The sequence below is a fragment of the Aestuariispira ectoiniformans genome (assembly GCF_025136295.1).
Lineage (GTDB): Bacteria > Pseudomonadota > Alphaproteobacteria > UBA8366 > Aestuariispiraceae > Aestuariispira_A > Aestuariispira_A ectoiniformans.
The window spans coordinates 130,838-144,001 of record NZ_CP062788.1 but is presented as its reverse complement, the minus strand read 5'-3'; the positions used below and the strand labels follow the sequence as shown (position 1 = coordinate 144,001).

At 58.3% G+C, this 13,164-nt stretch carries 9 protein-coding genes; 7 read left to right on the top strand and 2 right to left on the bottom strand.

What is annotated here, in order from left to right:
- Positions 1-34 precede the first annotated feature (34 nt).
- Positions 35-1,165 carry a hypothetical protein gene (locus IF205_RS00675; RefSeq protein ID WP_259781360.1) on the bottom strand — a complete coding sequence of 377 codons (1,131 nt, stop codon included), beginning with the start codon at positions 1,163-1,165 and terminating at the stop codon, positions 35-37.
- 69 nt (positions 1,166-1,234) lie between these two features.
- Complete coding sequence (gene mutS, locus IF205_RS00670) at positions 1,235-3,895, bottom strand: DNA mismatch repair protein MutS (RefSeq protein WP_259781359.1); 2,661 nt, start codon at positions 3,893-3,895, stop codon at positions 1,235-1,237.
- A gap of 172 nt (positions 3,896-4,067) precedes the next feature.
- Here mutS and IF205_RS00665 point away from each other — a divergent pair, with 172 nt between their 5' ends.
- The 7 genes from IF205_RS00665 (at position 4,068) to pstB (ending at position 13,143) form a co-directional block, all read left to right on the top strand.
- Positions 4,068-4,442 (top strand): SPW repeat protein, encoded by a 375-nt coding sequence (locus tag IF205_RS00665; protein ID WP_259781358.1) that lies wholly within the window; start codon positions 4,068-4,070, stop codon positions 4,440-4,442.
- 263 nt (positions 4,443-4,705) lie between these two features.
- A complete protein-coding gene (locus IF205_RS00660) occupies positions 4,706-6,967 on the top strand; it encodes an NADP-dependent malic enzyme (RefSeq protein ID WP_259781357.1) in 2,262 nt (753 codons plus the stop codon).
- A gap of 35 nt (positions 6,968-7,002) precedes the next feature.
- The gene (phoR, locus tag IF205_RS00655) at positions 7,003-8,280 is read left to right on the top strand and encodes a phosphate regulon sensor histidine kinase PhoR (RefSeq protein WP_259781356.1); all 1,278 of its coding nucleotides are present in this window, start codon (positions 7,003-7,005) and stop codon (positions 8,278-8,280) included.
- A 218-nt stretch (positions 8,281-8,498) separates the two neighbouring features.
- A complete protein-coding gene (locus tag IF205_RS00650; RefSeq protein WP_259781355.1) occupies positions 8,499-9,536 on the top strand; it encodes a PstS family phosphate ABC transporter substrate-binding protein in 1,038 nt (345 codons plus the stop codon).
- A 72-nt stretch (positions 9,537-9,608) separates the two neighbouring features.
- Positions 9,609-10,991 (top strand): phosphate ABC transporter permease subunit PstC, encoded by a 1,383-nt coding sequence (pstC, locus tag IF205_RS00645; RefSeq protein WP_259781354.1) that lies wholly within the window; start codon positions 9,609-9,611, stop codon positions 10,989-10,991.
- Positions 10,984-12,297, top strand: coding sequence for a phosphate ABC transporter permease PstA (gene pstA, locus IF205_RS00640; protein WP_375542666.1), 1,314 nt, complete (start codon positions 10,984-10,986; stop codon positions 12,295-12,297). Before pstC ends, pstA begins: the two co-directional genes overlap by 8 nt.
- A 99-nt stretch (positions 12,298-12,396) precedes the next feature.
- Positions 12,397-13,143 carry a phosphate ABC transporter ATP-binding protein PstB gene (pstB, locus tag IF205_RS00635; protein ID WP_259783332.1) on the top strand — a complete coding sequence of 249 codons (747 nt, stop codon included), beginning with the start codon at positions 12,397-12,399 and terminating at the stop codon, positions 13,141-13,143.
- Positions 13,144-13,164: the final 21 nt, after the last annotated feature.

Here is a 13,164-nt window from a genome sequence, read left to right as displayed (position 1 = left end):
GTTGATCGGAGGCAACAGCGTTCCTGCTCAATTACTACCGTGATTGCAGCCGTTTTTCCATGGCGTCATAGGCATCTTCCAGCTTCTTGATTGTCGTCCGGGTACTCAAGAGGCCTACTTCCCCGAAAAATGCCAGGCTGCCCAGCAGGGACATGCGGGTGATCCGTTCCGCCTCGATACGCTCGCCGGGCAGGGAGGCGTCAAAGGGGCGCAGAGCCCCGTGAACCAGACCGCATCGCACCATATAGAGGTTGTCGGCCATGGTGCGCCCCGCCTCATAGCCCAGGGCCTCATCCGCGCGCATGACCAGAAGGGCGGTCCGGCGTGCGACGCAATCCGTTATGCGTTCATGGTCCCGTGTCATGGTCAGACGTTCCAGGGCGTTGACCCAAAGCGTGATTGCAGCCGCCTCCGCCGGTTCCCGCGCTGCCATGGCATACCAGCCAACGGCGTCCAAAAAGCGTTCCGCCAGGGGCCAGACAGCGTCCGGTTCCACGAGACAGCGCAGGCTGCTGCCTGCCTGTTCCAGAAGACCGGCAGGCACGGCCCCGGTCACCATCGTCCAAGACGGCAGGGAATGCGCCGCGTCGGGGGAAACCGGCATGAGGCTGGCCTCGGCAGAGAGCAGGCGGATCATATCCCGTGCGCGGGCGACGGCCTGTTCGGCGCGGCGTCGTGACATGACCGGTTCACAGGCAGGAACGGTAATCTCCGCAATCAGGTCCGCCTGCCCGATCCAGGCGGCGACGTCTTTTTTTGGGGCGCGGTCTGTTGTCGCAAAGGCAGCCAGGGGATGGAAGGTAACCGGCCCCAGTTCGATGGTCTCGTCGGAGGGCACGGATTCCAGGTGAACAGGGATGTAATGGGTCTGGTCCTTGATGGACAGGTGCTGAAATCGCGTGGCGCTGGAGATCATGCGGGCGACCTGTTGTTCGTCCACCGCGCGGTTTTGAACGACAAAGCGCGTGGTCAGCGTGCGCAGCAGAATTTCTGTAAAGCGTGACTGTGCGACCCGCCCCCGCAGTGTCTTGTCGCTGGCTATCGTGCGTGCGGCCAGCCCGGTCAGAAGGGGCAGAACCTCTGTTCCCGGCTTGTCATTGCCCCGGCCTATGAAGCTGAGGGCTGCTTTTACATCTGACAGGTTCAACTGCGTTTGATTGGGCATATTTCCAGTTTAACAGATATCACCCCTGTTTGGTCTGCATTGCCCTTGATCAGGGCGTGGTACAGGCATTTAGTCCTTCAACAGCGCTTTCAATTCATAGAGGCGGTCCAGGGCCTGTTTTGGCGTCAGATCGTCGGGATCGATTGTCTTGAGGGTATCCTCGACGACAGAGGCGGGGACTTCCGCAGGAGTGGGGTCCGGTTGGTCGAGGATCGCCTGGAACAGAGGCAGGTCATCCACCAATCGTGTCACAGCACCCGACTGTTCCCCTTTTTCCAACGTATGCAGGACGTCTTCTGCCCGTTGCACAACAGGTTTCGGCAATCCGGCCAGACGTGCCACATGGATGCCGTAGGACCGGTCTGCCGCCCCGCGCATCACCTCATGCAGGAAGATGACATCGCCCTGCCATTCCTTCACCCGCATGGAATAGGAAACCAGCGATGCCAGTTGTTCGGTCAGGGCCGTCAGTTCGTGGTAATGGGTTGCGAACAACGCACGGGATTTGTTGGCCTCATGCAGATGTTCAACGCAGGCCCAGGCGATCGACAGGCCGTCGAAGGTTGCTGTGCCTCGCCCGATTTCGTCAAGGATGACAAGGCTGCGGTCGGTCGCCTGATTGAGGATCGTCGCGGTTTCCACCATTTCCACCATGAAGGTGGACCGCCCGCGCGCCAGATCGTCGGCGGCGCCGACACGGCTGAACAACCGGTCGACGACCCCGATATGGCAGGCCGTTGCCGGGACGAAACCGCCCATCTGGGCAAGGATCGTGATCAGGGCATTCTGGCGCAGGAAGGTACTTTTACCCGCCATGTTCGGACCAGTGATCAGCCATAATTTCTGATCCGGGTTCAATTCGCAGTCGTTGGGCACGAAATCCGTGTTGCCGGACTTGCGCAGGGCGTGTTCCACGACCGGATGTCGGCCACCTTCGATATGGAAGGCAAGGCTGTGGTCGACAATCGGACGGCAATAGTCCTGATCAAGGGCAAGCTGTGCCAGGCCCGTTGCCCAGTCCAGTTCCGCCAGGCTGTGTGCGGCAAGCGCCACGCCGTCGGCCATGGCCTTCACGTCGGTTGCCAGGTCTTCAAACAGTTCCTGTTCCAGAGCCTGGGCCTTGTCTTTTGCCTCGACAATGTCGCGTGCCAGTTCCGACAATTCGGTCGTGGTATAGCGCATGGCGTTGGACATGGTCTGGCGGTGGATGAACTGATCGCCCAGCTTGTCGGCGTTTTTGGCGCTGACCTCCAGGAAATAGCCCAGCACGTTGTTATGCTTGACCTTCAGGTTATCGACGCCGCTTTCCTGCTGGTATTTCACCTGAAGGTTCATCAACAGCTTCTTGGCGTCGCTGCCCATGGACCGCAGCTCATCCAGCCGGGCGTTGAAGCCCTCGGCGATGAAATTGCCGTCACGGGTGATCAGGGGCAGGTCGTCCTGCAGGGCCCGACCCAGTTTTTCAACCAGAACCTCATGATGACCAAGATCGGTTTCGGCCACCTGAACGCCGGAGGGCAGGCCCTCACCGTCCTGGCTCAGGATTTCACGGGCGCGTTTGGTGGCGGCCAATCCGTCGCGGATCGCGGCCAGGTCACGGGGACCGCCGCGTCCAAGCGACAGCCGCCCAAGCGCGCGCTCAAGGTCCGGTGTTTCCTTCAAAAGCTGGCGCAGGTCTTCGCGGATCAGGTCTGCATCCCGGAAAAACTGCACCATATCCTGGCGGGCGTTGATTGCCGCCGGGTCGGTCAGGGGGGATGACAACCGCGTCGCCAGCAGGCGCGCGCCTGCACCGGTGACAGTATGGTCGATGACCGATAGAAGGCTGCCCTGGCGTTCACCGGAAAGCGTCTGCACCAGTTCCAGGTTGCGCCGCGTCGCCTGGTCGATTTCCATCAGCGCGCCCTGCGCCACATGGGCAAGGCGCGCCAGGCGCGGCATCTGGCCGACCTGGGTCAGCTCCACATAGTCCAATAGTGCGCCTGCCGCGGCAACTTCCGCGCGGTTGAAGTCACCATAGGCATCCAGCGAGGCGACGTCGTAGAATTCCTTCAGGCGCGCCTCGGCGTTGGTGGAATCGAAACGCGCATCCGGTTGCGGCGTCAGGACAGACTGCCATTCGGCGAAAACGTCATAGAGGTCAGGCTGTTCGATCAGCTTTTGCGGGCATAGGAGCTCACCGGGCCGGACCCGCGCCAGAATGGCGGCCAGGCTGTCGTCGGTTGCCGGCTGGACAAAGAAATCTCCGGTCGACATATCCGCCCAGGCCAGCGCCAGCGACTGGCCCACCTTTGCCAGGGCGGCAAGATAGTTGTTGGACCGCGCGTCCAGCAGCGTGTCTTCGGTCAGGGTGCCGGGGGTGACCACGCGCACAACCTCGCGCCGGACGACGGATTTGGCCCCGCGTTTCTTGGCCTCTGCCGGGTCTTCCGTCTGTTCGCAGACAGCAACCTTGAAGCCTTTGCGAATCAGCCGCGCCAGATAGGTGTCATGGGCGTGCACCGGAACCCCGGCCATGGGGATTTGCTCACCTTCATGGTGGCCACGTTTGGTCAGGGTGATGTCCAGGGCCGCAGCGGCCTTGACCGCATCATCGAAAAACAGCTCGTAAAAATCCCCCATCCGGTAGAACAGAAGGCATTCCGGGTGCTGTTCCTTGATGGCCAGATACTGGACCATCATGGGGGTGACTTTCTTGGCGGCGGGTTTTGTTTCGATGGGCTTTGTCATGGCGTCGCAGAATAGCGAATGGGCTCTGTTTGGTAAATCGTCGACGAGGGCCGCAAAGGATGATTTTTTAGCCGTTGAAGTCAACAGAAACCTACCTAGATTCTTTAACAGGAAAGAAAATTTTCCACTTGGAGGTTTGAGTGTCGTTCCTTTGGTGAAAGGAAAGAGACTGATGGAAAAGAAACCTGATATGTGGTCGGCCATGAAAAGCCAGTGGCGTGACAGCATCAACCTCATTCTCGGGCTTTGGCTGATTGCCTCGCCCTGGGTTTTCGGTTTCGCTCATACCCGCATCTTTGAATGGAATGCCTATGCCTGCGGCGTCATCATTGCCGTATCGGCCGCTGCGGCCATTGCCAATTTTGCCGAATGGGAAGAATGGCTGGACGCGGCACTCGGTATCTGGCTGGTGGTATCGCCCTGGGTTCTGGGTATGACCATGATGTCGGCGATGATGCTGAACTTCGTTATTGTCGGTTTGATCGTGGCCTGCATGGCGCTCTGGACGGAGATTTCGATCCACAAGGGTGCCGCCCCGACCGCCTGACCCGTCAACCGGTCAGGAGGGCCGGTACCGTGTAAAAATTTGGATGCCGTATTGCATGAACAATACGGTGGAACAGGGGCTTATTTATCAGTTTATGATAATATTCGGTCCCAAAATCTGTCATCAAAGTAAAATAGTTTTCTGCTAATCGCGTAATGGTAAGGATCATTGCCGTACGAACGATACTGTTTTCTTCTTCTGGGCACTTGAAAGTCCGTTGCGCCATGACATGATAGCGACAACAAAAACAAAAGGGGCGACACATGGCCGACCAAAGAATGACCGACGAGGATGCTCTTCTGTTTCACGCGCAGAAAAGACCCGGCAAACTAGAAATATCTCCAACCAAACCCCTAACCACACAACGTGATCTTTCCCTGGCGTATTCGCCGGGCGTGGCGGTTCCCTGCCTGCGGATCGCGGAAGATCCGTCTGCGGCGTATGATTATACCGCGCGCGGCAATATCGTGGCGGTCATCTCCAACGGGACGGCTGTCCTGGGCCTTGGGGCCATTGGCGCGCTTGCTTCGAAACCGGTGATGGAAGGCAAGGCCGTCCTGTTCAAGCGTTTTGCCGATGTCGATGGCATTGACCTGGAGGTCGACACCACGGATGTGGACGAGTTCGTGAACTGCGTCCGCTATCTGGGCAAGACCTTTGGCGGTATCAACCTGGAAGACATCAAAGCCCCGGAATGTTTCATCATTGAACAGCGCCTGCGCGAGTTGATGGATATTCCCGTCTTCCATGATGACCAGCACGGCACGGCGATTATCGCGGCGGCTGGCATGTTGAACGCGGTGCATCTGACCGGTCGTGACCTCGCGAACACGAGGCTTGTGGTCAATGGCGCAGGGGCGGCGGCGATTGCCTGCGTGGAACTGATGAAGGCCATGGGGCTGCCGCATGACAATGTGATCATGTGCGACTCCAAAGGCGTGATTTATCAGGGTCGTGAAGAGGGCATGAACCAGTGGAAGTCCGCCCATGCGGTCAAAACCGACGCCCGCACCCTGACCGAAGCCCTGAAAGGGGCGGATGCATTCTTTGGTCTGTCCGTCAAAGGGGCGGTGACCGGAGAGATGGTTGCCGAAATGGCAGAGAAGCCGATTATCTTTGCCATGGCCAACCCGGACCCGGAAATCACCCCGGATGAGGTCCGCACCGTGCGCAAGGATGCCATTGTCGCAACAGGCCGGTCGGACTATCCGAACCAGGTCAACAATGTGCTGGGCTTCCCCTATATCTTCCGTGGGGCCCTGGATGTCCGGGCGACGACGATCAACGACGAAATGAAGATTGCGGCGGCCAAGGCCATTGCCGAACTGGCGCGCGAGGATGTGCCGGACGAGGTTGCTGCGGCCTATGGTGGGCGCAAGCTGATCTACGGGGGGGAATATCTGATCCCTGTGCCGTTCGATCCGCGCCTCATCGTGGCGGTGCCTGCCGCCGTCGCCCAGGCGGCCATGGACTCCGGCGTTGCCCAGAAGCCGATCATGGATATGGAAGGCTACAAGCAGGAACTTCAGGAACGCCTGGACCCGACCGCATCCATGCTGAACCTGATCTTTGAAAAGGTCCGTTCCAACCCGCGCCGCGTTACCTTCGCGGAAGGCGAGGAAGAACGTGTTATCCGTGCGGCAGTTGCCTTCAAGAACGCAGGATACGGCACGCCTGTTCTGGTTGGCCGTGAAGAGCGTATCAAGGAAACGATGCGGGAATTGGGTCTGGCCGATGTCCATGACATCGAAATCATCAATGCCAAGCTGTCGCATCGTAATCAGAAATATATCGACTTCCTGTATAAGCGCGAACAGCGCAAGGGGCTGATGTATCGTGATTGTGCACGGCTTGTGCATCAGGACCGCAATGTTTTCGCCGCCTGCATGCTGGCCATGGGCGATACGGATGCGGTGGTCTCCGGGACGACCCGTGCCTTCACCGATACCTATGAGGAAGTGACCCGTGTGATCGACCCGATGCCGGGTGAAGTGGTCATGGGGATCATGATTGTTGTTGCGCGTGGCCGGACATTCTTCGTGGCGGATACCTCGATCCATGAATTGCCCGACAGCAAGACCCTGGCGGATATTGCGGAACAGACGGCGCGCTTTGCGCATAGTCTTGGGCATGTACCGCGTGTGGCGTTGCTGAGCGCGTCCAGTTTCGGCAACCCGGCCCGCGCCCATCCGGAACGCATCCGGGCCGCGGTTGACGAGTTGGAAGCCCGCAAGGTGGACTTCGAATTCGATGGTGAGATGTCGCCCTCCGTCGCCTTGAACGCGGAACATATGCAGCGTCTCTATCCCTTCTGTCGCTTGTCCGGCGCGGCCAACGTCCTGGTGATGCCGGGCCTGCATACGGCCCATATCGCAACGCGGCTGTTGCAGGAAATGGGCGGAGGCACCGTCCTGGGGCCGTTGCTGATGGGGCTTGGCAAACCGGTGCAAATCGTCCAAACCGGCGCCAGTGTCAACGATCTGGTCAACGCGGCAGCGTTGGCGGCACATGACGTGCTGAGATGATGGTGTAACAGGCAAGGCAGCGAGGAAACAGGCGTATGGTGAAGGCGGGCGTTATTCGATGGACAGCTTTGGCTGCGGCGCCATACGTCGGACTTGCTGCCTTGCTGGTTTATCTCGGGCATCTGCCGGTCTGGCCGGTGGTGTTGCTGACGATCGTTATCGTCGTCAGTATCGCCATGCTGGTCCGCAACCGGATTGATGCGGAAGTTTCCCTTCAGCGGCAGTTTCAGCGTCTGAAGGAACATACTTCCATCTCGAATAATGACGATGTCAGGCGGGCGGCGATTATCGAAAGCATGATCGATTCGCTGCCCGACCCGCTTATCTTCATCTCCCATGATCAACGGATCATGCGTGTGAATACTGCCGCGACAGCCCTTGGTGCGGCGGCGGAGCCCGGCCGCCGTCTGACGGACCTGTTCCGCCAGCCGAAATTGTTAAGCGCGGTTGAGAAAGCCATTGTGACCGAACAGGCGCAGATGGCGGAAATCAGTCTTCCTGCCCCCGTCGAACAGACGTTTCTGGTGCGGTTGCTGCCTATTCATCATGCCCCCGGCATTCCGGAGCGCAAGAATGCCTCCGCGCTTTTGATGGCGATGCAGGATGTTACGCAGGCTCACCGGTCGGAACGCATGCGGGCCGATTTTGTCGCCAACGTCAGTCATGAATTGCGAACGCCGTTGACCAGCCTGATCGGTTTCATTGAAACACTGTTGGGGCCGGCCAAGGACGATATCGACGCCCATGAACAGTTCCTCAAGATTATGCAGGAACAGTCGGGCCGAATGCTCCGCATCATCGAGGATCTTTTGTCCTTGTCGCGTATCGAGCTGGATGAACATACGCGGCCGAGCCAGCAGGTGGAAATCAGGGACGTGCTGGGCAAGGTGCATAACGTTCTTGCCATGAAGGCGGCGAAGCGCGAAATGGAACTGCAGTTCGACATTCCCGAAAGCCTGCCGCCTGTCGCCGGGGACAGCGACCAGTTGATACAGGTCTTTCAGAACCTGATCGACAACGCCATTAAATATGGCCGGGAGGGAACCCCGGTCGAGGTGTCGGCCAAACCGACGGGCAGCAACCGCATCGATATCTCGATCCGCGACCATGGGGCCGGAATCCCCAGAGACCATCTGCCCCGTTTGACGGAACGCTTCTATCGCGTGGACGCGGCACGGTCGCGTGAAATCGGCGGTACCGGATTGGGACTGGCGATCGTGAAGCACATTGTAAATCGCCATCGCGGACGACTGGCGGTGGATAGTGAGCAAGACAAGGGCACTTGTTTTACGGTTAGCTTACCGATTTCATAAAACTGACTCGAAAAGACACTCCTTCCTGAGCAAAAAACCATAATTTCTGCAGAAAATGTGGTTTGAGTCACACAAGTGTAACATTCGCATCATAAAAGTGCAGCGAACGGAGCGTATGTCTCGTCGCAACAGGGGCCCAATTATTAGCAACAGCCAATTGGGGGTCTTTGTTTAATCCGAGACAAAGTGTGGCTGTTAAAACCAGGATGGATTTACCCATGAAGTTCTTCTCGAAGTCCGTAGCTTTCGCCGCTCTTGGCATGGTCGCTGTGGCCGGTGCCGCTGAAGCGCGTGACCAGATCCGCATCGTTGGTTCCTCTACGGTTTTCCCGTTTGCAACTGCCGTTGCTGAAACTTTCGGCCGGACCTCCGGTTTCAAAACCCCGGTTATCGAATCCACCGGTTCCGGTGGCGGTCTGAAGCTGTTCTGTGAAGGTGCTGGCGTTGAAACGCCGGACATCACCAACGCTTCCCGCCGTATCAAGAAATCGGAAGTTGAGCGTTGCGCGAAAAACGGCGTGTCCGACATCACCGAAATCAAAATCGGTTACGACGGCATCGTCTTCGCCAACTCCAAGTCCGCCACGCAGGTCAACCTGACCAAAGAACAGCTCTTCCTGGCGCTGGCCAAGGAAGTTCCGGGCAAAGACGGCAAGCTGATCGCCAACCCGAACCAGAAATGGTCCGACATCGACAGCTCCCTGCCGAACACCAAAATCGAAGTTCTGGGCCCGCCGCCGACCTCCGGTACCCGTGACGCTTTCGTCGAACTGGTCATGGAAGAAGGCGCTGAAGAATTCGACAGCCTCGTTGCGCTGAAGAAAGAAGACAAAAAAGCCTTCAAAGCCGTTGCTCATGCAATGCGTGAAGATGGCGCTTTCATCGAAGCCGGTGAAAACGACAACCTGATCGTTCAGAAACTGGAAGCCAACAAAGATGCCTTTGGTATCTTCGGTTTCTCCTTCCTCGACCAGAACGCTGACAAGATCCAGGGTTCCAAAGTTGGCGGTGTAGAGCCGACCTTCGACAACATCGCCGACAGCAAATACGGCGTGTCCCGTTCGCTCTACTTCTACGTCAAGAAATCCCACGTTGGTGTGATCCCGGGTATGGAAGAATACCTGGCTGAATTCACCAGCGACGCTGCTTGGGGTGAAGATGGTTACCTGGCTGACAAGGGTCTGATCCCGATGCCGGCTCAGGAGCGTGCTAAATATAAAGCCGCTGCCCAGTCCCTGACGAACCTGTCCATGTAATTTGGACGAATGGTGTGGCGGGCCCGATGCGGCCCGCCACTTCCCATTTCCAGAAAAAAGCAGATAGCAGGCATGACATCCTTTCTCATTACCCTCGGTCTACTGGCGCTCATGGCGCTGGCTTTTCGTTTGGGCAGGACCCGCGCGGTCGGATTGGGGCAGGCGGCTGGTGTAAGCCTGCATTCGCTACCCGGATATTACGGTGTATTCGCTGCCCTCTGGTGTGCCATTCCCGCCCTGGCCCTGGCCGGGGTCTGGCTCATGGCCGAAGGCAGCATCATTAAAGAGATTGTTCTTGGCGATCTGGCGTCCTCGTTACAGGGGATGACGGAATCGCAAATTGGTTTGGTTTATAATGATATCCGTAACATGGCGGCCGGCCTTGGCGACATAAGCCAGGCAGAACCGGCCATAGTTGCGGCTGTTGAAAAATACAAAAACCTGGAATTCATCAGCGAAATGTCTCTGCTGGTCGTGTTCCTGGCGGCGGCTTCCGCCGGTCTGGCTTTTGCGCGGACGCGTATTAACCCCGCGATGCGGGCCCGTCAGTCGGTGGAACGCATCATCATGTGGATGCTGATTGCCTGCTCCTGTGTGGCGATCCTGACCACCGTCGGCATTATCCTGTCGCTGGTTTTCGAGACCGGTAATTTCTTTTCCAAAATTCCGGTACATGAGTTCCTGTTCGGCCTGGAATGGAGCCCGCAGACGGCCCTGCGCGCCGACCAGGTCGGCTCCAGCGGAAAATTCGGCGCGGTTCCGATTTTTGCCGGGACGGCCCTGATCAGTTTGATTGCCTTGCTGGTTGCGGTGCCTATCGGCCTTTATGCCGCAATTTATATGGCGGAATATGCCTCGCCCAAATTCCGCGCAACGGTAAAGCCGCTGCTGGAAATTCTGGCGGGTATTCCGACCGTGGTTTACGGTTTCTTCGCCGCCCTGACAGTCGCCCCCTTCCTTCGTGAGGGCGGTTCGCTGCTGGGGCTGGATGTGGCGTCGGAAAGTGCACTGGCCGCGGGCCTTGTCATGGGGATCATGATCATCCCCTTCGTCTCCTCCCTGTCGGATGATGTGATTGCTGCGGTTCCCAACTCCCTGCGCGAAGGTTCCTACGGGCTGGGCGCAACCAGATCGGAAACCATCCGCAACGTCATCCTGCCGGCGGCCCTGCCGGGCATCGTCGGCTCGATCCTGCTGGCGGCGAGCCGCGCCATCGGCGAGACCATGATTGTTGTCATGGCCGCGGGCCTGTCGGCCAATCTGACTGCGAACCCCTTCCAGGCGGTAACGACGGTTACCGTGCAGATCGTGACCCTGCTGGTCGGTGACCAGGAATTCGACAGCCCCAAAACGCTGGCGGCCTTCGCGCTGGGGCTGGTGCTCTTTGTTGTCACCTTGATCCTCAACATCATCGCGCTTCGCGTCGTTCGCAAGTATCGGGAACAATATGACTGATATGGCTATCTCAGACGAAAACACGCAGCACGAGGAACGTCAGGCCCGCATCAAGGCACGGTTGGCCAAGCGGCATGCGGCGGAAAAACGTTTCCGTTCCTACGGGTTGATCGCGATCGGTCTGGCGCTGACATTCCTGTCGGTGCTGTTTATTACGATCCTGTCCAACGGCCTGTCGGCTTTCCAGCAGTCCGAGATGCGGCTGACGGTCGACCTGAAGCAGGAACAGATCGACCCCCAGGGGACGAAGGACCCCGAGGCTATTGGTGCCGCCAACTATTACGGCATGGTCAAAGAATCTGTACGTAACCTGTTCCCGGAGGTAACCGGGCGTCGCGACAAACGCGAACTGTACAAGCTTGTCAGCAGTGGCGCGCAGTATGAATTGCGCGAATATGTCCTTGAGCATCCGGATCAGATCGGACAGACGATTGATATCTGGGTTCCGGCGGCCGATGACATCGACATGCTGATGAAGGGAAAAATCGACCGGAGCGCTGCCGAGGGTGACCGCCGCGTCAACGATCAGCAGATCGCCTGGGTCGACGAACTTATCGACCACGGGGCGATTGAGAAGAAGTTCAACTGGCGTCTTCTGACCCAGGGCGATAGCCGCGAGCCGGAAATGGCCGGTCTCTGGGGCGCCGTTGTCGGCTCTTTCTGGACCCTGCTTGTGACCCTGGTCCTGTCTTTCCCGATCGGCGTTTCTGCGGCGGTCTATCTTGAGGAATTTGCGCCCAAGAATAAATGGACCGACCTGATCGAGGTGAATATCAACAACCTGGCGGCGGTTCCGTCGATTGTCTTCGGTCTGTTGGGCCTGGCCTTGTTCCTGAACTGGTTCGGGCTGCCGCGTTCAGCGCCGCTGGTCGGTGGTATGGTCCTGACGCTGATGACATTGCCGACGATTATCATCGCCAGCCGTGCGGCCCTGAAAGCCGTGCCGCCGTCGATCCGCGAAGCGGCCCTGGGCATGGGCGCCAGCCGTCTGCAGGTGGTGACCCATCACGTCCTGCCGCTGGCCTTGCCGGGCATGTTGACCGGGACCATCATTGGTATGGGGCAGGCTCTGGGCGAGACGGCTCCGCTGCTGATGATCGGCATGGTGGCTTTCATTGCCGACATTCCGGGCGGGCCGACCGATCCGTCGACGGTGTTGCCGGTTCAGGTCTACCTCTGGGCCGACAGTGCGGAACGTGCATTTGTGGAGCGCACCAGCGCCGCAATCATTGTTTTGCTCGGCTTCCTCATCGTGATGAACCTTGCGGCGGTATTGCTGCGTAAGAAATTTGAACGTCGCTGGTAAGCGGCATCAATGACCCTAGCTGATTGAGTATAAGGATCGATCAAAATGGCAGCCGTTGAACAAATCGTCCAATCCGTCCCGGAAAGCCGGCGGTCAAAGATGCGTGGCGAGGATGTCCGTGTTTTCTATGGCGAGAAACAGGCCCTGTTCGATGTCAATCTGGACATTTACGAACAGGAAGTGACGGCCCTGATCGGACCATCCGGTTGCGGCAAGTCCACCTTCCTGCGTTGCCTGAACCGTATGAATGACGTGGTGGAAATCTGCCGGGTCCAGGGTAAGATCACGCTGGATGGCGAAGATATCTACGCCAAAGATGTGGACCCGGTTCATTTGCGCGCCCGCGTCGGCATGGTCTTTCAGAAGCCGAACCCCTTCCCCAAGTCGATTTATGACAACGTCGCTTACGGTCCGCGCATTCATGGCATCGTGAGCAACAAGGCGGAACTGGACGAAGTGGTGGAAACCAGCCTGCGCAAGGCAAGCATCTGGGAAGAGGTCAAAGACCGTCTGGATCAGCCGGGCACCGGCCTTTCCGGTGGTCAGCAGCAGCGCCTGTGCATTGCCCGTGCGATTGCCGTGAAACCGGAAGTCATCCTGATGGATGAGCCGTGCTCCGCGCTCGACCCGATCGCCACGGCCAAGATCGAGGAGCTGATTCACGAACTGCGTGAAAACTATACGATCGTGATCGTGACCCACTCCATGCAGCAGGCGGCCCGCGTGTCGCAGCGCACGGCCTTCTTCCACCTGGGCAACCTTGTCGAGGTTGGTGAGACGGAGAAGATTTTCACCAATCCGGAAGACGAACGAACCCAAGGTTATATCACGGGCCGCTTCGGTTAATTGCTGGCACAAGCGACGATA